This window comes from Pseudarthrobacter sp. fls2-241-R2A-127 (assembly GCF_030209355.1).
In the GTDB taxonomy this organism is placed as follows: domain Bacteria; phylum Actinomycetota; class Actinomycetes; order Actinomycetales; family Micrococcaceae; genus Arthrobacter.
Genome location: NZ_JARVSF010000009.1, coordinates 40,030 through 59,227, shown reverse-complemented (window position 1 = coordinate 59,227; position 19,198 = coordinate 40,030). Strand labels below are relative to the sequence as shown.

General features: G+C 67.4%; 20 protein-coding genes. 12 read left to right on the top strand and 8 right to left on the bottom strand.

All coding sequences use genetic code 11. The features are described from left to right. Window positions 1-232: 232 nt before the first annotated feature. On the top strand, window positions 233-1,153 hold the full coding sequence (locus tag QRN53_RS06935; RefSeq protein ID WP_285243283.1) for a nuclease-related domain-containing protein: 921 nt from the start codon (window positions 233-235) through the stop codon (window positions 1,151-1,153). Here QRN53_RS06935 and QRN53_RS06930 read toward each other — a convergent pair. Continuing rightward, a complete protein-coding gene (locus tag QRN53_RS06930; protein ID WP_285243282.1) occupies window positions 1,113-2,036 on the bottom strand; it encodes a LysR family transcriptional regulator ArgP in 924 nt (307 codons plus the stop codon). The genes QRN53_RS06935 and QRN53_RS06930 overlap by 41 nt on opposite strands. A gap of 71 nt (window positions 2,037-2,107) precedes the next feature. Here QRN53_RS06930 and QRN53_RS06925 point away from each other — a divergent pair, with 71 nt between their 5' ends. Together QRN53_RS06925 and QRN53_RS06920 are read left to right on the top strand one after the other, a co-directional pair. Then, on the top strand, window positions 2,108-2,704 hold the full coding sequence (locus tag QRN53_RS06925; RefSeq protein ID WP_285243281.1) for a LysE/ArgO family amino acid transporter: 597 nt from the start codon (window positions 2,108-2,110) through the stop codon (window positions 2,702-2,704). Between the two features lie 34 nt (window positions 2,705-2,738). After that, entirely contained in the window at window positions 2,739-3,242 is a 504-nt protein-coding gene (locus QRN53_RS06920) for a DUF4190 domain-containing protein (protein WP_285243280.1), read from the top strand. Window positions 3,243-3,349: 107 nt separating this feature from the next. Here QRN53_RS06920 and QRN53_RS06915 read toward each other — a convergent pair whose 3' ends face one another. Next, a complete protein-coding gene (locus QRN53_RS06915; RefSeq protein WP_285243279.1) occupies window positions 3,350-4,048 on the bottom strand; it encodes a FadR/GntR family transcriptional regulator in 699 nt (232 codons plus the stop codon). Window positions 4,049-4,177: 129 nt separating this feature from the next. On the opposite strand from QRN53_RS06915, the gene QRN53_RS06910 reads away from it, so the two are divergent. From QRN53_RS06910 to QRN53_RS06900, 3 genes are read left to right on the top strand one after another with little or no spacing between them, the layout of a single operon-like run. Next, window positions 4,178-5,545, top strand: a complete 1,368-nt coding sequence (locus tag QRN53_RS06910; protein WP_285243278.1) for an SLC13 family permease — start codon at window positions 4,178-4,180, stop codon at window positions 5,543-5,545. A gap of 58 nt (window positions 5,546-5,603) precedes the next feature. Further along, window positions 5,604-6,818, top strand: coding sequence for a CaiB/BaiF CoA transferase family protein (locus tag QRN53_RS06905; RefSeq protein WP_285243277.1), 1,215 nt, complete (start codon window positions 5,604-5,606; stop codon window positions 6,816-6,818). A 1-nt stretch (window position 6,819) separates the two neighbouring features. Next, a complete protein-coding gene (locus tag QRN53_RS06900; protein WP_285243276.1) occupies window positions 6,820-8,346 on the top strand; it encodes a carboxyl transferase domain-containing protein in 1,527 nt (508 codons plus the stop codon). A gap of 60 nt (window positions 8,347-8,406) precedes the next feature. On the opposite strand, the gene QRN53_RS06895 is transcribed toward QRN53_RS06900, so the two are convergent. The 3 genes from QRN53_RS06895 to QRN53_RS06885 form a co-directional block, all read right to left on the bottom strand. Further along, window positions 8,407-8,877: a LapA family protein gene (locus QRN53_RS06895; protein ID WP_285243275.1), complete on the bottom strand. Its 471-nt coding sequence runs from the start codon at window positions 8,875-8,877 to the stop codon at window positions 8,407-8,409. A 488-nt stretch (window positions 8,878-9,365) separates the two neighbouring features. Beyond that, window positions 9,366-9,593 carry a hypothetical protein gene (locus tag QRN53_RS06890; RefSeq protein WP_285243274.1) on the bottom strand — a complete coding sequence of 76 codons (228 nt, stop codon included), beginning with the start codon at window positions 9,591-9,593 and terminating at the stop codon, window positions 9,366-9,368. Window positions 9,594-9,729: 136 nt separating this feature from the next. Next, window positions 9,730-11,136, bottom strand: a complete 1,407-nt coding sequence (locus tag QRN53_RS06885) for an amidase (RefSeq protein WP_285243273.1) — start codon at window positions 11,134-11,136, stop codon at window positions 9,730-9,732. Between the two features lie 225 nt (window positions 11,137-11,361). On the opposite strand from QRN53_RS06885, the gene QRN53_RS06880 reads away from it, so the two are divergent. The 3 genes from QRN53_RS06880 (at window position 11,362) to QRN53_RS06870 (ending at window position 12,969) form a co-directional block, all read left to right on the top strand. Then, window positions 11,362-11,688, top strand: coding sequence for a rhodanese-like domain-containing protein (locus tag QRN53_RS06880; RefSeq protein WP_285243272.1), 327 nt, complete (start codon window positions 11,362-11,364; stop codon window positions 11,686-11,688). After that, entirely contained in the window at window positions 11,688-12,668 is a 981-nt protein-coding gene (pheA, locus tag QRN53_RS06875; RefSeq protein ID WP_285243271.1) for a prephenate dehydratase, read from the top strand. The genes QRN53_RS06880 and pheA overlap by 1 nt, the downstream gene beginning before the upstream one ends. A gap of 94 nt (window positions 12,669-12,762) precedes the next feature. Beyond that, the gene (locus QRN53_RS06870; RefSeq protein WP_018762673.1) at window positions 12,763-12,969 is read left to right on the top strand and encodes a hypothetical protein; all 207 of its coding nucleotides are present in this window, start codon (window positions 12,763-12,765) and stop codon (window positions 12,967-12,969) included. Between the two features lie 65 nt (window positions 12,970-13,034). Here QRN53_RS06870 and QRN53_RS06865 read toward each other — a convergent pair whose 3' ends face one another. Next, entirely contained in the window at window positions 13,035-14,123 is a 1,089-nt protein-coding gene (locus QRN53_RS06865) for a diacylglycerol/lipid kinase family protein (RefSeq protein WP_285243270.1), read from the bottom strand. A gap of 87 nt (window positions 14,124-14,210) precedes the next feature. Between QRN53_RS06865 and serS the strand changes: the two genes are divergently transcribed. Then, window positions 14,211-15,491: a serine--tRNA ligase gene (gene serS, locus QRN53_RS06860; protein ID WP_285243269.1), complete on the top strand. Its 1,281-nt coding sequence runs from the start codon at window positions 14,211-14,213 to the stop codon at window positions 15,489-15,491. Between the two features lie 85 nt (window positions 15,492-15,576). Here serS and QRN53_RS06855 read toward each other — a convergent pair whose 3' ends face one another. Beyond that, window positions 15,577-16,572 carry a hypothetical protein gene (locus QRN53_RS06855; protein ID WP_285243268.1) on the bottom strand — a complete coding sequence of 332 codons (996 nt, stop codon included), beginning with the start codon at window positions 16,570-16,572 and terminating at the stop codon, window positions 15,577-15,579. Between the two features lie 237 nt (window positions 16,573-16,809). Between QRN53_RS06855 and QRN53_RS06850 the strand changes: the two genes are divergently transcribed. Further along, the gene (locus tag QRN53_RS06850; RefSeq protein WP_285243267.1) at window positions 16,810-17,694 is read left to right on the top strand and encodes an HAD family hydrolase; all 885 of its coding nucleotides are present in this window, start codon (window positions 16,810-16,812) and stop codon (window positions 17,692-17,694) included. Between the two features lie 59 nt (window positions 17,695-17,753). After that, window positions 17,754-18,338 carry a histidine phosphatase family protein gene (locus QRN53_RS06845; RefSeq protein ID WP_285243266.1) on the top strand — a complete coding sequence of 195 codons (585 nt, stop codon included), beginning with the start codon at window positions 17,754-17,756 and terminating at the stop codon, window positions 18,336-18,338. Window positions 18,339-18,436: 98 nt separating this feature from the next. Here the strand turns inward: QRN53_RS06845 and QRN53_RS06840 are convergent, their stop codons facing one another. Continuing rightward, complete coding sequence (locus QRN53_RS06840) at window positions 18,437-19,036, bottom strand: hypothetical protein (RefSeq protein ID WP_285243265.1); 600 nt, start codon at window positions 19,034-19,036, stop codon at window positions 18,437-18,439. Between the last annotated feature and the right edge of the window lie 162 nt (window positions 19,037-19,198).

Below are 19,198 nucleotides of genomic sequence, written 5' to 3'. Positions count from 1 at the left end.
CATGCCAGAACCTGGCGGGAGTCAAAACGAATTGCCCATGATCCGGACGGTGTGACACGCAATAACGTCATCAACCAAGTAGTCAACCTGAGTACAGGGCCGCGAAAGTACCTATATACCGGCCCTTCAGCGCCCTGCTATTTTCAAGAAAATTCCAGGCACACAAGCGCAAGCAACGGACGACGGCGGCACCCGCCGATCGGCCCGTCCGGCAAGGAAGCGGGGACGTCCAATGGGGGCAGGAGACGGGGCAGCCGAACAGTCCAGGCTCGCTGCCGAGCGTGTTGCCAGGCTGAAGCGCCAGCTGGATGAGGCCGAACGATCCACCAAGGCCTGGGATGCTGGAGCCCTGGGCGAACGGGTGGTGGCGGACAAACTCAGCGAACTGGTCCCGCGTGGCTGGTACGTTCTGCATGATGTCCACTGGCCGGGCCGGCCCAAGGCCAACCTTGACCATGTCCTGGTGGGCCCCGGCGGGGTAGTGGTGGTTGATTCGAAGAACTGGACCGGCGAAGTGCGGGTGGTGTCCGGTGTGCTCTGGCAGGGCCGCTACGCGCGGACCCAGGCTGTGGAAGGGGCGCTGGCCCAGTGCGCCGCCGTCGCCTCGGTGCTGGCCCCCCAGCACCGGCGCCTGGTGCGTCCGCTCATCTGCATGTCGGCGCAGCCGGACCTCTTCGGGGTGACCGCGTCGGATGTTGCCGTTGCCGGTTCCCAGCGGGTGGTGCGGACCATTGAGGCACTTCCGCCGGTGCTGGACCCGCAGGCGGTGGTGGGGTTGTACGAACAACTGGGCCAGCAGCTCACCCATGAACAGGAGCCTGGCATCACCGCATTGCGTAACGTCCGCCCCGGCACCGTGGTGCGCCCGGCGGGGGCACTGCCCCCTACCGGTCCCGCTGCGGCGGGTGCGGTGGAAGGGCGGCGTCCCGGTGATGGCAATGGCCACAGCGGGAGCATGTCCCGGCATCCGGCCGGCCGCAACCTGCCTGCCGGCGGATCCCGGGCAGGAGCGGCGGCAGGCGTCCCGGCAGCGGCGGTCCGGCGGGGCGGGAAAGCCAAAGCGCACCAGAGCGGCACCAGCGGGGGGAAGCTGGCACTCCTGGCGGCCTTCGTCATTTTTGCCGTTTATATCCTGCCCTACTTGGCCCGCTGAGACCCGGCGCGCTGCCCGGGCGCAGCCTGTCCTCGGCGGCGGTCCGGACCGCATGCGTGATCCGGTTGAGCCCGTCCGAATCGAGGGTCCAGGCCTGCCAGTAGAGGGCCACATCCTGGTAGTCGTCGGCCAGCCGGACCAATGCGCCGTCCGAAAATCCCTCCATGAGTTGGAGCTCTGGGATCATGCCCCAGCCCAGGCCCGCCTTTACCGCCGCGAAGAAACCCTCCGACGACGGCACGGTGTGTGTGGGGGGAGGTTGCCCGATGCCCCTGGCCGCCAGCAGTTGCTGCTGGAGGTTGTCCTTGGCGTTGAACTTCAGGACGGGCATGGCTGCCCAGTCAACACCGCCGGAGGCTGCAAACCGGCGCCGCAGTCCGGCGCTTGCCACCGGGATGTACCTCATGGAACCCAGCATTTCCGCCCGGCACCCGCTGACGGGCACAGGATCAGAGGTCACGGCGCCCATCACCTCGCCTTCGCGGAGCAGCTGGCTGCTGTAGCCCTGGTCTTCGACGCGCAGGTCCAGGACGGCGTCCTCCCAGCCGGCGGCCTGGTGGAGGACGGGGACAAACCAGGTGGCCAGGGAATCCGCGTTGATGGCCACCGGAAGGTGGGCGCGGGCGGGCGACCCTGCACCGAGTGCCGCCGCCGTCTCCGCCTCGAGCACCTGCACCTGCCGTGCCATGCGCAGCAGCAGGGCGCCGGCGTCCGTGGTGGTGCAGGGGAGCCGGCGGCGCACCAAGACCTGGCCCACGGATCCCTCGAGTGCCTTGATCCGTTGGCTGACGGCCGACGGCGTGATCCGCAGGAGGTCGGCCGCCGCCTCAAACGTTCCCTCATCAATGACCGCGATCAGGGCCTTGAGATGCTCCAAATTCATGAAGCAATTCTAATGTGTCCCTAGAATCATTCATTTGCCTACAGATAGCGCCGAAACCTACCGTCTAAACCATGTGGACCTCGTGGACTACCGGAATGCTGACCGGGCTGGCGCTCATCGTGGCGATCGGCGCCCAGAACGCCTTCGTGCTGCGGCAAGGTATCCGCCGCGAGCACGTCGGCGTGGTGGTGGCGGTATGCATGGCGGGGGACGCGTTGCTGATAGTTGGCGGTACCGTCGGCATCGGAGCAGTGGTGACCCGTTTCCCCGAAGCTCTCGAAGTCCTGAGGTGGGCCGGAGCCGCCTACCTGCTGTGGTTCGCGGCGCGGTCCTTCATGGCGGCGGCGAAGCCGTCAGCGCTGGCGGAGCAGGCGCCCCGCTCCAGGCATTCTGTGCTCGCCACCACGGCCGCCCTCACGTTCCTGAATCCCCACGTTTACCTGGACACCGTGGTGCTGCTCGGCAGCCTGGCCAACCAGCAGGGACCGGACTTGCGCTGGATTTTTGCCGCCGGTGCCGTGACCGGAAGCGTGCTGTGGTTCTCGGTGCTGGGGTACGGGGCGCGGGCCCTGGCGGGCGTCCTGGGCAATCCGCGCAGCTGGCGTTGGATTGATGCCGGCATCGGTGTTTTGATGGTGGTGCTGGCCGTCGGCCTGGTCCTGCACTGAAGTAGGCTGGAGCCAGATCCACAGGGGAGAAACCATGACTGACCAGCCGTCCCAGGGGCCCGACTACCGGCGTCCCGACCACCAGGCCAACGATGCGCCGTGGCCCAGCTACCAGCCGCCGGCGCAGTACGGCCAGACGCAGTACGGACAAGGCCAATATGGCCAGTCGCCCTACGGCCCAACCTACAACCAGGGCCAGTACAACCAATCCCCGTACACACAGCCCCAGGACAACCAAGGGCAATACTTTGGCCAGCCGGCCTACTACGGCAGCCCGGCAGAGCCGAAGACCCTGAGCATCGCCAGCATGGTCTGCGGCATCGCCTCGGTCATCATGGGCTGGCTGATCCTTCCCCAACTCGCCGCCATCATTACCGGCCACCTTGCCCTCAGGCGCGAGCCGTCCGGGAAGGGGATGTCCATTTCCGGCCTGGTGCTGGGCTACCTGTGCCTGCTGGGATACGGTGCCATCTGGTTGCTGCTCATCATCGGCCTCACCGTCGCCAGCACCACCGGATCGAATTCGGGGACTTTCTAGGCGCGTCCCTGTTGACGTCCCCTCCGGACGGGCAGTTCCCCTGCGCATAAGCGGGAAACTGTCCCTGCGGCGCGGGGAATTACCGCCGAGAACCCGGCCGGCTGCCGCTAGCGGAGCAGTTCCACATCCGAGACGAGGTCGATATGCGCCAGCATGGCCTCCGTCGCTGCGGCCGGATCCTGCGCGCGGATGGCGTCGGCGATTTTCCGGTGCGACGCCAGTGACTGTTCCGGACGCCCGGGCTGGCCCAGCGATTCCATCCGGGTTTCCAGGATCATCTCGGCGATGAAGGCCATCAGCTGCGCCAGCACGGAGGAGTGGGCCGCCGCGGTAATGGCCTGGTGGAAGAGTTCATCGCCATGGGTGCCGCGGTCGCCGTCGTTGATTTCCCGGGCCATGACGTCCAGGGCGTCGTTGATGGCGGCGAGGTCGTCCGCGGTCCGGCGTTCGGCGGCCAGTGCGGCGAGCTTGCCTTCCAGCGTGCTGCGGGCTTCGACGATTTCCGGCAGCCGGCTCTGGTGCTCGCGCAGGCCCTTGATAACGGATGCCACGCTGGGGCGCCGTGCCAGGACTGCGCCGGTGCCGTGCTGCACGTCGATCACGCCCAGCACTTCGAGGGCTACCAGGGCCTGGGCCAGGGTGGCGCGGGAAACGCCCAGCCGCTCGGCAAGGTCGCGTTCGGCCGGCAGCAGGTCCCCGGGGCGGAGCCGGGCCGACTCGATGTAGGCGAGGATCTGCTCCACCAGCTGCTCGTAGAGCCGGGGCCGCGAGACCCGTTCCAGGCCTGCCCGTGCCGTTTTTTCCACAGTTCCTCCCGAGGTTCTGGGACCAGAATACCCCCTTCATCTATTGACAGATAGACTCACTGTCTAAGAGGCTAGTCCAGTGAGCCAGTAACTCACGTCACATTCTTTCGTACCAATGGAGGACCAACGATGTCCGCTCCTGTCTTATCGATCATCATCCTGGCGGCGATGTTCCTGCTCGCCACCGTCCTGCCCCTCAACATGGGCGCCCTCGCCTTCGTCGGCGCCTTCCTGCTTGGCTCCCTCGTGCTGGGCATGTCCACCAATGACATCCTTGCCAACTTCCCCGGTGGCCTCTTCCTGACAATCGTCGGCGTCACCTACCTGTTCGCCATCGCGCAAAACAACGGCACCATCGACCTCCTGGTCCGGGGCGCCGTCAAACTGGTGGGCAGCCGCGTCGCCCTGATCCCCTGGGTTATGTTCGCCATCACCGCCGTCATCACGGCCGTGGGCGCACTGTCTCCCGCCGCCGTCGCCATCATTGCCCCGATCGCCCTCAGCTTCGCCGGGAAGTACAAGATCAGCCCGCTGCTGATGGGCATGATGGTGATCCACGGCGCGCAGGCCGGCGGCTTCTCGCCCATCGCCGTCTATGGCGTCACGGTCAACGGCATCATCGCCAAGACCGATCTCGCCTTCAGCCCGGCCGCACTCTTCCTCTCAAGCTTCATCTTCAACCTGGTCATCTCCTTGGTCCTCTTTGTGATCCTGGGCGGCAGGAACCTCATGTCCTCCAAGGTGGGTCAATTCGTGGAGCAGGCCGCCGAGGCCCGGATGGCGGTCAGCGTAGGCGCCAAAGCCGGCACCGATGTGCCGTTCAAGGGCTTCGGCTCCGGCATGTACGGCCCCCGCGACCCCGCAGGCGACGGCGTTGCCGCCACCAAGGAACGCAAGGACCGGATTCCGCAACTGGTCACCATTGCGGGCCTGATCGTGCTGGCCGTCGTGGCCCTGGGCTTCAAGATGGACGTCGGCTTCGTGTCCATCACCATCGCGATCGTCCTTGCCCTGGTTTCACCCGCGGCCCAGAAAGGCGCCATCAACAAGATCAGCTGGTCCACCGTGCTGCTGATCTGCGGCATGTTGACGTTCGTCGGCGTGCTGGAGGAAGCCGGGACCATCGAGTTCGTCTCCAGCGGCGTGGCCGGCATGGGAATGCCGCTGCTGGCAGCCCTCATCATCTGCTTCATCGGCGCCATCGTGTCCGCCTTCGCCTCTTCCACCGCCATCCTGGCCGCCCTTATCCCGCTGGCCGTGCCGTTCCTCTCCACCGGCGAGATCGGCGCCGTCGGCGTCATCTGCGCCCTCGCCGTCTCCGCCACGATCGTGGACGTCTCCCCGTTCTCCACCAACGGGGCACTGGTCCTGGCCAATGCTCCGGAAGGCGTGGACAAGGACCGGTTCTACAAGAAGATCCTCGGCTACAGCGGCATCGTGATCGTGGCCGGACCCATCCTGGCCTGGCTGGCACTGGTGGTCCCCGGCTGGCTCTAGCCGGCGCAGCCGCCCGGCACCGCACGCCGCCCCCCACTTCAGAGAGGAAACCCAGCACATGAGCACAGCCGAAAATTCCCGAGGCCCCCTGGCCGGGCACACCGTCGTCGACCTGAGCCGCGCACTGGCAGGCCCCCACGCCGGCATGATGCTGGCGGACCTTGGCGCCCGCGTCATCAAGGTGGAGAACCCCGGCACCGGGGATGACACCCGCGGCTGGGGACCGCCCTTCGTAGGCCCGGAAGAGGACCTGCAGTCCACCTACTTCATGTCCTGCAACCGCAACAAGGAATCCATCAGCCTGGACCTGAAGAGCCAGGACGGGCGGGCCGTACTCCGCGGGCTGCTGGCGCACGCGGACGTGGTGATCGAGAACTTCCGTCCCGGCGTCATGGACCGGCTGGGCTTCTCCACAGCCGCCATCCATGAGCTCAACCCCCGCCTGGTGATCCTTTCCATAACCGGCTTCGGCCATGACGGGCCCGAATCGCGGCGCAGCGGCTACGACCAGATCCTGCAGGGCGAGGCCGGGCTCATGTCGCTCACGGGGTCGGGCCCGGACGATCCGCAGCGCGTCGGTGTTCCGATTGCTGACCTGCTGGCCGGCATGAACGGCGCCACCGGCGTACTGGCGGCACTGGTTGAGCGTGAACGCACCGGCCAGGGCAAGGTGGTCCGGACCTCCCTGCTTGCCTCCCTCATCGGGGTCCACGCCTTCCAGGGCACCCGGGCCACCGTGGCCGGCGAGGTTCCGCAGGCGCAGGGCAACCACCATCCCTCCATCGCCCCCTATGGGCTGTTTACCTGCAAGGACGGGAGCGTGCAGATCAGCGTCGGCAGCGAAAAGCTCTGGGCTTCCTTCGCCGCCGCGTTCGGCCTGGACCCGGGGGCGCCCGGGTTCGCCAGCAACGCCGAAAGGGTGCGGAACCGCGGCGCGGTGATTGCCGCCGTCGAGCGCGCTTTTGCCGGCTATGGCGCGGCGGAACTGCTGGAGAAACTGAACGACGCCGGGATCCCGGCAGGGAAGGTCCGCTCGCTGGACGAGGTGTACGCCTGGGAGCAGGTGGCATCCCAGGGGCTCGTGGTGGAAGTGGAGCATCCGCTGCTCGGAACGGTCAGCCTCCCCGGACCGCCGCTGCGGTTCTTCGAACAAGGGGATTCCGGCGAGACCACCCTGACGGATCATGCCGCGCCGCCCCTGCTGGACGCCGACGGGCCCGCAATCCGGGAGTGGCTCGGTTTGCCCGCTCCGGTGGCGGCCGGGGTGAACTAACGTGCCAACCACCGAGAAAGTGCGGCACCTGCGCGCCGCCGAACTCATCGACGCCGTGGTGGACCAGGACTCGTTTGTCTCCTGGGATACCCCGCCGCACCAGCCGGCCCTGTCCGAAGAATACGCCCGTGACTTGGCCAAAGCCCGCGAACGCAGCGGCGCCGACGAATCGGTGCTCACCGGCACCGGGCTGATCCGCGGCCGCCGCGTGGCGCTGATCGTCAGCGAGTTTTCCTTCCTGGCCGGCTCCATTGGCCACGCTGCGGCGCAGCGGATCGTTGCCGCCGTCGAACGGGCCACCGCGGAGGGCCTGCCGCTGCTGGCGGGCCCCGCCTCCGGAGGAACCCGGATGCAGGAGGGGACGCCGGCGTTCCTGTCCATGGTGAAAATTACCGGAGCGGTCAGGGCGCACCGCCAGGCGGGCCTGCCCTACCTGGTCTACCTGCGGCATCCCACCACCGGCGGCGTCATGGCATCCTGGGGCTCCCTGGGCCACATCAATGTGGCCGAACCGGGCGCCCTGCTGGGATTCCTGGGCCCCAGGGTCTTCGAGGCGCTGTACGGGGAGTCCTTCCCGGACAACGTGCAGGTCGCGGAAAACCTCTTCAACAAAGGTCTGATCGACGGCGTCGTAAAGCCCGAGGACCTCGCAGAACTGGTTGCCAGGGCGCTGGATATCCTGGCGCCGCGCCGGGAGGCAGCGTCCGGGACGGTCATCCGGCCCGCTGCACCGGCCACCCTTGCCGTGCGGCCGGCAGCTGTTGATGCCTGGACATCGATCGGGATTTCACGCAGGCCGCGGCGGCCGGACCTGCGCCAGCTCCTCAAATTCGGGGCCAGCGACGCCCTGCCGCTGAACGGGACGGGACAGGGGGAAAAGGACCCCGGGCTGCTGTTGGCGCTCGCGAGGTTCGGCAGCCGGTCCTGCATTGTGCTGGGGCACGCCCGCCCGCTGCGCAAGGACGCCGCAGGAATGGGGCCCGGGTCACTGCGGGAAGCACGCCGCGGCATGAAGCTGGCCGAAGAACTGCGGCTCCCCCTGCTCACGGTCATCGACACCGCAGGCGCCGCGCTCTCGCAGGAAGCCGAGGAGGGCGGGCTCGCCGGAGAGATCGCCCGCTCCTTGTACGAACTGATCGGCCTGGAATCGCCGTCGGTCTCCGTTTTGCTTGGCCAGGGTGCCGGGGGAGGGGCGCTCGCCCTGCTGCCCGCGGACCGGACCATCGCCGCTCAGCACAGCTGGCTGTCGCCGTTGCCGCCCGAGGGCGCCAGTGCCATCGTGCACCGCACCACGGCCTTCGCGCCCGGGATGGCGCAGGCGCAGGGGGTCAATGTGGCGGCGCTGTATGCGAACGGACTGGTGGACCACATCGTTGACGAGCGCGACGACGCTTCGCTGGAGCCGCGCGAATTCTGTGCCCGGATGGCACGTGCCATTGAATACGAACTCGCGTCCGTGGCGGACGTCCCCGTGGCGGGGCTGGTGGGGGCGCGGTTCCGGAAGTACCGGAACCTGGGCGGCAACTGACGCACCGCACGGCCGGGAACCGCCGGCGTATTCGCTCCGGCGGCTCCGGCCGCCGTTTGCCTAGCGCCGTTGACGGATCTTGGCCCGGTGGGCGGTGGCGCGCAGTTGCAGGATGCGCGCCCCGCCTGCCACGGCGACCAGCACCCCGCCGGTGACGGCGGCAATGAAGAGTGCCATGCCCAGCGGGACGGAACCCTCAAAGCCCAGGAACTTCACCATGGCCTGTTCCTGGTTCTGCAGGATGAAGATGATCAGCAGGATCAACAGGATCAGCGCGGCGACGACGCCGGCCCAGATGACGCCGGCGCGGGTAACTTTGCTTTCGGGTGCGCGGCCACCCGCTGCGGCCTTTTCGGTGCTTGCTGGTGGTGCTGGGACTGCGGGTGTATCCGGGGCATCCGGGGCGTAGGACGGCGCGCCGCCGTAAGTTGCTTCCCGGCCGCCTGCCGGCCCGTCCGCGTTCGACGCCGTGGCGGCCATGTCCGGGTCCGGCTGGCTGTTCGGTCCTGGCGTGTACTGTCCCTCGCTCACGCCCGTTCCTTTCGCAGAATGCTAAGCATGCTTATGGCACAACCATAGACGCCGGCGTTACCGCAGTACAACGAGCGCGCCGCCCGCGTCTACGGCAGCACGAAAGGGCAGGGCTGGACGGTGAGCCCTCGCGGTAGGAGGGGCCCCGAAGGGAACCCCTCCTTGGATCGCTGGCCGGGCCGTGCAGGCCGGACATCAGACCCGTTCTTTGTTCCGTTCGCCGGTGGGCGTTCCTGGCGCAGGCGCCCTGTGCCAGTTCGGGAAGGCCCAGAGGGTGAATTCCGGTGCCTTGGCCGGCTTCGGAGTTTCGTGGGTCTCAGGCCGCTCTTCAGGCTGGCGCCTGGTTTCTTTCCTGGCGCCCCACCCGAAGTCCTTGCTTGATGAATAGCACATCACAGACCTCCTCATGGTGACTGCCCTTTAATCGTCCTCCACATCGGCGGTGGAGTCGATAGTCCGGCATCGGCATCGGCGCCGGCCCGCGCCTGTCAGCGTCCGCCGGCCACCACATCCTGCGCTTCCTGCGGGCGGTGGAACTCGCAAGGGCCGCGGTGACGCAGCGGAAGCAAGCAGGTCCTGCCGGTGGGCAGGTGCACCAGAGCGCAGCGGCCGGCCATGGCCAGATCCTCCCGGACGTTGGAGTTGCTCAGGTCCGGCCGCCCGTCGTCTGCGGTTTCGGCGGGGCCGGCGCCGGTGGCGCGCTGTTCAGCATTCATGGTGATGCAACTCCTCATCGGGCGGAAAGGCGTATGGAGGGTGCGAAAAGGTGGTTTTTCCAGTCTGCGCCGCAGGGGTTACCGCCGGGTTAAGGGGGCGTTAGGTTCAGGTCAACAACAGCACACCGCCCCTTGCCTAGAAGCCCAGTTGATGTGCCACCTGCAGCAAGAGGGCCTCCGAGCCCATGGGACCCACGAGCTGTATTCCCATGGGAAGTCCGTTGCCGGCGGATCCCCCGGTCCAGTGGACGGGAACCGTGATGGCCGGCAACCCGCAGACGTTCACCATCGACGACCATGGCGCAAACTCACACTGCTTCCGGTAGTCGCCGTCGGCATCTCCCGGCCACTGCGCGGCCGGCCAGCGCTCGCCGCCGTGGCCGGTCCCGGTGAACCAGCCCACCGGCCGGGGTGTCTGCGCCAGCGCGGGCATCAGCATCAGATCCCACTGGCCGTATTGCACAAGTGTGTCGTGCTGGAACTGCCGCAGGAACGCCAGGGCTTCGGCCAGCTTCGCAGGGCTGCGTTGCTGCGCCCGCCGCCGGAAGGTTCGGGTCAACGGAGCCAGCAGCGCCTCACGCGAGGGGCTGATCCGTGCCGCGCCGACGCCTGCCGTCCAGGCGGTGGTGAAGGCATCGGGGTAGCGGTTGTCGTACCGTACGGCCGCTTCGGCCAAGGTGTGGCCGGCGTGTTCCAGTAGCCGTTCGCCGGTGCGGAGGGCTTCGAGTGCCTCTGGTTCGATGCTGAAGGGGAAGGTGCCCGACCACGGGCTCTCCAGCGTGACGCCGATCCTCAGCCGCTGCGGCTCCTGGCCGATGCCTGCAAGGTATCCGTGCCCCGGTGCCAGGGCGTCCATCATCAGGGCGGCGTCCCTGGCGTTCCGGGCAAGGGGGCCAGGGACCACCAGCCGGGCCGGATCGCCGCTGCTTTCCCCGGCAGCCACTAGACCGCGGCCCGGTTTAAGGCCCACCAGGCCGCAGGCGGCGGCCGGAATCCGGACTGAACCGCCGCCGTCGGTCCCTGGGGCGAAGGGCAGGAGGCCCGCGGCGACGGCGGCAGCGCTGCCGCCGGAAGAACCGCCCGAGCTCCTGCCGGGAGCGTGCGGATTGCGCGACGGCGGCGCGATGCGGTTTTCGCTGTAGGCCGTCAGCCCGAACTCTGGCACTTGGGTCTTGCCCAGGGACACCACGCCCGCCTCCTTGAGGAGCGCCACCAGGGGAGCGTCCGCGGGGGCGGGTTTATGCTCGACGGCGGCGCTTCCGTGGGTGGTCACCACGCCGGCAACATCGGTCAGGTCCTTGAAGCCCAGCGGCATGCCGTGCAGCAGCGGCAGGTCTTCGATGCGGGCGTGGGAGCGCAGGTCATCAGCCGCGCTTGCCCGGTCCATGGCCTGGCCCGCGGTGACGGTGATGAAGGCTCCCAGCAACGGGTTGTGCCGGCCGATGCGTGCCAGGAAATGTGCTGTGGCCTCAGCGGCGGACACGGTCCCGCCGCGCAGGAGGTTCCGCAGGTCCAGTGCCGTCAGCTCGTGGAGTTCAGCCACGGACCCGGACTTCCGGCTCGTGGAGCGGAGATGGGCCGGTGTCCCCGCCGGCATCTTCGCCGGGGTTCCGGCCAGGGCACGCCTGTGGCCGCGCCGGACGGGCAGACTGCTGACGGGTCATGGAAACCTCCTTGGGAAACCAGCCTAACTTGCCGGTTTCCCGTCCCATTTGTGGCGGAAGGACTAGGCTTAAACGTGACTCTGATCCGCCACGACAGGACTCCCATGAGCGATTTCGATACCGTGCCCGTCCACGACATCCCTGCTGACGCCGTAATCCTGGATGTCCGGGAGGACTACGAGTGGGTGGCCGGGCATGCCGACGGCGCACTCCACATTCCCATGGACCAGATCCCGGCCCGGCTGGACGAACTCGATCCGGACGAAGACGTTTACGTGATTTGCCGGACCGGCGGCCGGTCCTTCCGTGTTGCCCAATGGCTCACGGGCCAGGGGTACACCGCCATCAACGTCTCCGGCGGGATGGACCAGTGGCTGGAATCGGGCAAGCCCCTGGTCTCGGACAACGGACTCAAGCCGCTGGTCCTCTAGTGCCCGGCGGTTCCCCCACCTACGCGTTCCTCGGACCCGAGGGCACGTTCACCGAGGCTGCCCTCCTCCAGGTCCCCGGCGCGCAACAGGCAGTCCGGGTGCCGGCGTCCAACGTCAATGCTGCCCTGGACCAAGTGCGCGCCGGATCTGCCGACGCTGCCATGGTGCCGATTGAAAACTCGGTGGAAGGCGGCGTCACCGCCACCCTCGACGCGATTGCCACCGGCCAGGAACTGCGCATCATCCGCGAGGTCCTGGTCCCCATCACTTTTGTCCTGGTGGCGCGGCCAGGCGTAGGCCGGGAGGACGTGCGGCGGGTATCCACCCACGGCCACGCCTGGGCGCAGTGCCGGATGTGGATGGAGAACAATATGCCGGCCGCGGAATATGTTCCGGGTTCATCAACTGCGGCCGCGGCCATGGGGCTGCTGGAGAAGGACTGCCATTACGACGCCGCCATCTGCGCGCCGCTGGTAGCGAGCGTGCATCCGGGCCTGTCGGTGATGGCGGAGAACATCGGTGACAACCCGGGTGCCGTGACGCGCTTCATCCTGGTCGCCCGCCCGGGTGTCCTGCCGCAACGCACCGGCGCTGACAAGACCACGCTCGTCGTCCCTCTTCCGGAGGACCGCCCGGGTGCGCTGATGGAGATCCTTGACCAGTTCGCCAGCCGCGGCGTCAACCTCAGCCGGATCGAATCGCGACCCACCGGGCAGTACCTGGGACATTACTTCTTCAGCATCGACGCTGATGGCCACGCCGGTGAGGCGCGCGTTGCCGATGCCCTGGCGGGGCTGCACCGCATCAGCCCCGGGACCCGGTTCCTGGGCTCGTATGCCCGGGCGGACAGGCAGTCCACCCCGGTGGCGGCGCATACCTCTGATGCTGCCTTCTCAGCGGCCCGGGAGTGGGTGGGATCCATACTTGATGCGGCATCCACCGCAGGTGAAAGCGGTTCCGGGTCTTCGCCCACAGCGTAGGCAAATGCCTTCCGGAGTACTTCCGCGGGGTGTGGACAATGCGTATGCTTGCTTGATCCACACGGGGTATGGCCTCTGACGAAGGGAGCGGGTCATGACCAGCACCACTGACAACGACGGCCAGGGGATGATCGTCAACCCCAAGCCTGCCGCAGACAACCAGGACTGGGACGGCGACGACGCTGACCGCGCGGACCGCCTGCGTTTCGAAGAGGAACAGGCAATGATCCGTGAACAGTCCGAGGCCCATGCCGCTGCGAAAGCAGCCGCTGAGGCAGAGAAGAAGGACGCCGGCGCCTGACCCGCGTGAACCTGCCGGTCAGGCCTGGCCCGGCATTCCCTCAGACGCTGATGGGCCGCCCACGCCTAGAGCCGGGGTTTCGCCGGCCCGGCGCCGCCCGGTTCGTGCGCCCTGACCCTGACCAGCAGTGACTTGGGTTCAACCTGGACGGTGAGTTGTGTGGCGTCCCCGGACGTGTCGCCATCGAGTTGGGTGGGCATCGGCTCGGGGCATTTGATGACCACCTTGACCGACCTGTAGACAGTCATGATCGGCAGCTTTCCGCTGTGCTTGAACATGATCTTCATGTACATCAGCAGCCAGCCCAGGGCGCTGCGGGGACTCATGACCACCACGTCCAGCATTCCGTCGTCAATCATTGCCTGCGGAATGAAGTCGATGCCGCCAGGTACCAGCCCGCAGTTGGCAAAAAGTACGCTGCGGATGTTCCGGACCTGCTCCGGGTTGCCGTCCAGCGAGATGGACACCTTTTTCCGCCGGCCGGGGAGGTGGCGGACGCCCGCCTCGGTGTAGGCGAGCCAGCCCACCGCCTTCTTCAGCCCGTCGTTGGTGTCCGCCAGGACTTCCGCGTCCATGCCAATCCCGGCAATGACCAGGAAGAGGTGCTCGGAGTAGTGACCGGTGCGGGAGTTTTCAATGGCCATCCGGGCGGTGTCAATGTAGCGCTGCCGGCCGAACAGCGCCGTCTGGACGTTCCCGTGGAGGTCGCTCACGTCAAGGTCGACGTTCCGGGCCAGCAGGTTACCGGTTCCCAGCGGGATCAGGCCCATGGCAACATCGGTGTGCGCCAGGGCCTCGGCCACCACGCGGACCGTGCCGTCCCCGCCGCCCACCAGGACGACGTCGGGCTTGCCGGCCAGGGCCGCCTGCATCTGGGAAAAGCCGGGGTCGTCCGCGGTTGTCTCGAAAAAGGCCGGTTCCTCCCACCCTGCCGCCAGGCAGGCGCGCTGGATTGTTGCCTTTGCTTCCTCCGCCCGCGCCTTGATGGGATTCAGGACAACGGCCACCCGCTGCTGCGCCAGGCCTGGATCGTAAGCTTCGCCGGCCACTGTGCTGCGCACGTGCAGGGCCTGGAGGCGCCGGACCCCCCACCAGCTGGAGGTGGCGAAGGCAAGCGCCACCGCAATCAGCAGGTAGAGAATCCAGTCGCTCATGGTGGTTCAACAGTAGCCCGGCGCGCGGCGGCCTGGCGCACGGGCCTGCCGCCCGCCGTCGTGCGCTGTATTGGATACCCTTGTCTGGTGATCGACGTAAAAGACCTCAGCGAAAACCCGGACAAGTTCCGTGCCAGCCAGCGCGCCCGCGGCGCGGACGAATCAGTGGTGGACGCGATCATCTCCGCGGATGCCGCCCGCCGCGCAGCCCTGATCCGCTTCGAAAACCTCCGCGCCGAGCAGAACGCCTTCGGCAAGAAGGTGGCGCAGGCCAAGGGCGAGGAAAAGCAGGCGCTGCTGGCAGAGGTCAAGGAACTGGCCAACTCCGTCAAGGCAGCCTCCGCCGAGGCCGACGCCGCCCAAACCAAGCAGGAAGAGCTGCTGCGCACCGTCCCCAACCTGGTGGAGAATGGCGTTCCGGAGGGCGGCGAGGACGACTACGTGGTGGTCAAGACCGTCGGAACCCCGCGTGAGTTCCCCGACTTTGAGCCCAAGGACCACTTGGAGATCGGCGAGCTGATCGGCGCGATCGACATGGAGCGCGGTGCCAAGGTCTCCGGCGCCCGTTTCTACTTCCTCCGCGGCGTGGGTGCCCGGCTGGAAATGGCACTGCTGCAGATGGCCATGGAGCAGGCCATCGAAGCAGGCTTCGTCCCGATGATCACCCCCACGCTGGTGCGCCCCGAAACCATGCAGGGCACCGGCTTCGATGTGAAGCACGACGCCGAGATCTACCGCCTGGCCGAGGACGACCTTTACCTCGTGGGCACCTCAGAGGTGGCCCTGGCCGGCTACCACGCGGACGAAATCCTCGACTTCTCAGCCGGGCCCATCCGCTACGCCGGCCAGAGCTCCTGCTACCGGCGCGAAGCCGGCTCCCACGGCAAGGACACCCGCGGCATCATCCGCGTGCACCAGTTCAACAAGGTGGAGATGTTCATCTACACCACCGTGGAAGAGGCCGCCGCCGAGCACCAGCGCCTGCTTGCCTGGGAAGAAGAGATGCTGGCCAAGTGCGAGCTGCCGTACCGCGTCATCGACACCGCAGCCGGTGACCTGGGAATGTCCGCCGCCCGCAAGTACGACTGCGAAGCATGGGTTCCCACCCAGGGCGCCTACCGCGAGCTGACCTCCACCTCAAACTGCACCACGTTCCAGGCGCGCCGCCTCAATATCCGTGAGCGCGCGGTCAACGCTGACGGCGTGGCCAAGGGAACCCGGGCCGTGGCCACCCTGAACGGCACGCTGGCCACCACCCGCTGGATCGTGGCGCTGCTGGAGCACCACCAGAACGCTGACGGCTCGGTCAACGTCCCCAAGGCGCTGCAGAAGTACCTGGGCGGCCTCGAGGTGCTCCCGGTCCTCTAGGGTCCTTCCCCGCCGGTGCACCGGGTCCCGGGCATTGCACCCGCCAACGGACAGTGCACCCCCGAACACGGGGGTGCACTGTCCGTTACGGGGTGCTGGATACTCTGTTCCGCTTGACGGGCAGGCCTGCCTGCCGAAGGCATGCCGCAAAGCGGGCGGGGTCGGATGCTGTTGCCCAGTCCCACCGGACCACCCGGAAACCCGCCGCCCGGAGTTTGTCCTCGCGCTTCTTCTCTGCGAGCACTGTTTGCCGTGCCGTCCGTGCGCCCAAGTATTCGTCATTGAGGTACTTGGCGTCGCCGTCGAACTCGCCGATCAGCCGGTATTTCGGCCAGAAGAAATCAGTCCGGGCCAGCAACGTACCCGCCTGCAGGAACTTCGCCTGGAGCATGGGAGCCGGGACGCCGAGAAGATGCATCTGTGCGCGGCTGAGGGATTCTCCGGCTGACTCCGAATGGGGCGAGGCGAAGTCAATCACCCGGGCAACCCAGTTTCGGCGGGCTGCCGACGGGAGCAGGGAAGCCGCCAGGACCAGCTCGTCCTTGCCGACCGGAGGCCCGGAGGCGCGGCGGGGGCTGATTGCGTGGTCCGCCAGCACGACCCCTGCCGCGAAGCTTTCCCTCGCGATGACGTTTATGACGGTATCGGGCAGCGTAGTGACCAGCAGGCCTCCGCGCCGGACCGACGCTGCATCCCCGCCATGCCTGTGGACGCCGTATGCGGTGAGATGGGTGATCCCGGTCCGCCCGGATTTGTCAGGAGCGGCAGAGGTGGTTGGCTTCCTGCGGCCGGTGTGGCCCCTGGACGCTCCCGACAAGTGGACATATCCGGGCACAGCAAGCAGGTCCAGGTCCCACAGGACGGCAGCAGTGTTCAGGCAGAACGTGGATTGCGGCAGTTCCAGGTCCACGGCAAGCACCGTATGGCGGTATCGCTGCCAAGGGGCCAGCGATACCCACTCATCCCTGACGGCGTATACGCCCCTGCGAACGCGGACGAGTTCACCCTGCGCGTAGCGCCTGCTGAGTGATCGGATATCCCCGGTGCTGTGGCGGAGGTCCAGTGCGGAAATCAGCTGCATGCCATTCATGGTGGCCGGAGCGTCAGCGGTGCTGAAGGACCCGGCGTGGGCATGTGGACAACCGGAACCCGCGCCTGCACCCCCGAGTGGACGATGCACCAGCGCGTCCGGGGGTGCACCGTCCGTAAGGGGGTGCCGCGGTGGCGGCGGCGCCGGAAACCCGCAGTTAATCAACAGTTCAGTAAAGCTGTGTCCTGCGTCCTAGCGCCTGTCAGTGACGTCTGCTTCACTGTTTCAATGACAACGCTGACTGAAACCTCAGTCGCCGGCAACGATGACCGGCGAGAGAACAACCAAGACAACACCAACACCTACCGCTTTTCGGAAATCGGCCAGAAGCTGATGGTCGCACTGGACGTGGACGGCACCCTGGTGGACCACGACGGCCACATGACGCCGGGCGTCCGGGACGCGGCGCAGGCGGTGGTGGCAGCCGGGCACGAGGTAATGATCGCCACCGGCCGCTCCTTGAACGCCACCCTTCCCGTCATCGAAAAAATCGGTATAGAGCGCGGCTACGCAGTCTGCTGCAACGGCGGCGTGACCCTCCGGCTCCACCCCGAACTGGCCAACGGCTACGAGATCATCCACAAGGCCACCTTCGACCCCGGTCCGGCCCTGAGGGCCCTCCGGGATCGGCTCCCCTCTGCCAAGTACGCCCTGGAGGACGCGGACGGAAACTTCCTCTCCACGGAACGGTTCCAGGACGCCAGTTTCGGCGTCGAGGCCGTAGGCGTCGACTTCCACACCATGCTGGAGGCCACCGCGGTGCGCGTGGTGGTGTTCAGCACTGAAAACACGCCCGAGGAATTCAATGAGGCCATCAAGCACGTGGGACTGGCCGGGGTGACGTACTCGGTGGGCTGGACCGCATGGCTGGATATCGCAGCAGCAGGGGTGACCAAGGCCAGCGCCCTGGAGAGCCTCCGCCTCCGGCTCGGCATCGAGCAGCACCGCACCGTCGCCGTTGGCGATGGCCGCAACGATATTGAAATGCTTACCTGGGCCGGCCGCGGCGTGGCCATGGGGCAAGCTCCGCAGGAAGTGATTGCGGCGGCGGATGAGGTCACCCATTCGGTGTTCGACGACGGCGCGGCCCACGTGCTGCGCAGCCTCCTCTAGGAGTCCACACCGAAGGCCCGGATTCCGACCGGCACCCGGCACCAAGGCAAAATAGGAGCATGACCCTTACGACGTTCGCCCTCGTCCGCCATGGCCAGACCGACTGGAACGCCGAGCGCCGGCTGCAGGGTGCCACCGATATCCCCCTGAACGACGTCGGACGCGGCCAGGCACGGGACGCCGTCACCGTCCTGGCCCCCTACGAATGGGATGCCATCGTCTCTTCGCCGCTGAGCCGGGCCGCCGAAACCGCGGACCTGATCGCCGAGGGGCTGGGGCTCGCTGTGTCCAGGCGCATCCCCGAACTGACCGAGCGTAGCTTCGGGCCGGCTGAAGGACTGCAGGCCGGCCCCGAACTGGAGGCGCTGCGGGTCCCCGGCGGGTTCGAGGGTGCGGAGAGCGAAGCCGAGGCGGCGGACCGTGGCCTTGCCGCGCTTGAGGCGCTGGCGGAAGAGTTCCGCGGCCAACGCGTCCTGGTGGTGGCGCACGGCACCCTGCTCCGGGTCAGCCTCAGCCGCGCCATCGGCCAAACCCTTGCCAGCGTTGACAACGCCGCCTTGAACCTGGCACACCACCACGCTGTGGACGGGTGGAAGCTGGAGTATTTCAACGGCGAACCGATGATGGCAGCCGCGGGCGCCTGACCAGCGGCTTGACCCGCCGCGGGCGCCTGGCCGCAGTCCAACCAGCCGCCTCCTGACCGGCAGCTAAGCAGGTCTGACCCAGCGCAGCGGGTTCCCGGCTACCTCGCTTCGAGGATCAAGGCGAGCAGCCGTGCCGCGGCGGGCCGGGCGGAATGTTCCTCGTTCCACTGCGCCCGGGACACTGCCTTGCTCACTGCCTGGGTGGTGATTCCCAGTTCCTGCGCCACCGCTTTTTGCTGGCCGCGGACACCGGGCGTCAGCAGGTCAAGCACCCGCCATTCGGCGCCGGAGCGGTCCCGGACAATGTGTCCGAGCAGCCGCAGTACGGCCTCCGCGTCATGGGCCACATCGGCCAGGGGCCCCTCCACTGCCACCGGAATCCGTTCCTTGCCGTTGCGGAGCCGGTCCACGGCCCGCCGCGCGTAGACCAGGCCGTGGCCGGTGGCGTCCTTGATTTGGTTGGGCAGCGGCTCGTCCACCGGCCCGGCGCCGATCCCCACGTACCAGGCTCCGCCGCGCAAAGCGATCAGCGCCGCTTCCACGGCCTGGTGCGGGCAGTCCACAACACCCTGCACCTCATCCTCGACGGACCGGTCAAAATCCAGGCGCGCAGGGATATGTCGCAGCGCTTTAAGCAGCTGCGGCACCTGGTCGCCGTCGCGCCGGCTGTCAGTCTGGTTGATGGTCAGCGTGAACATTCTGGGTACACACTACCCGGAAGTAGAAATGACGAAACGGCCGGGTCCGGGGGCATGAAAGTCCTGTAAGGGGCCCGCGGGCACGACGCCGGGTCTTGCCCGCGTGCCCCTTCATCTGTTGCCATGGGGGAACGGCCGCCCAGCGGCACACCCGATGTGAGG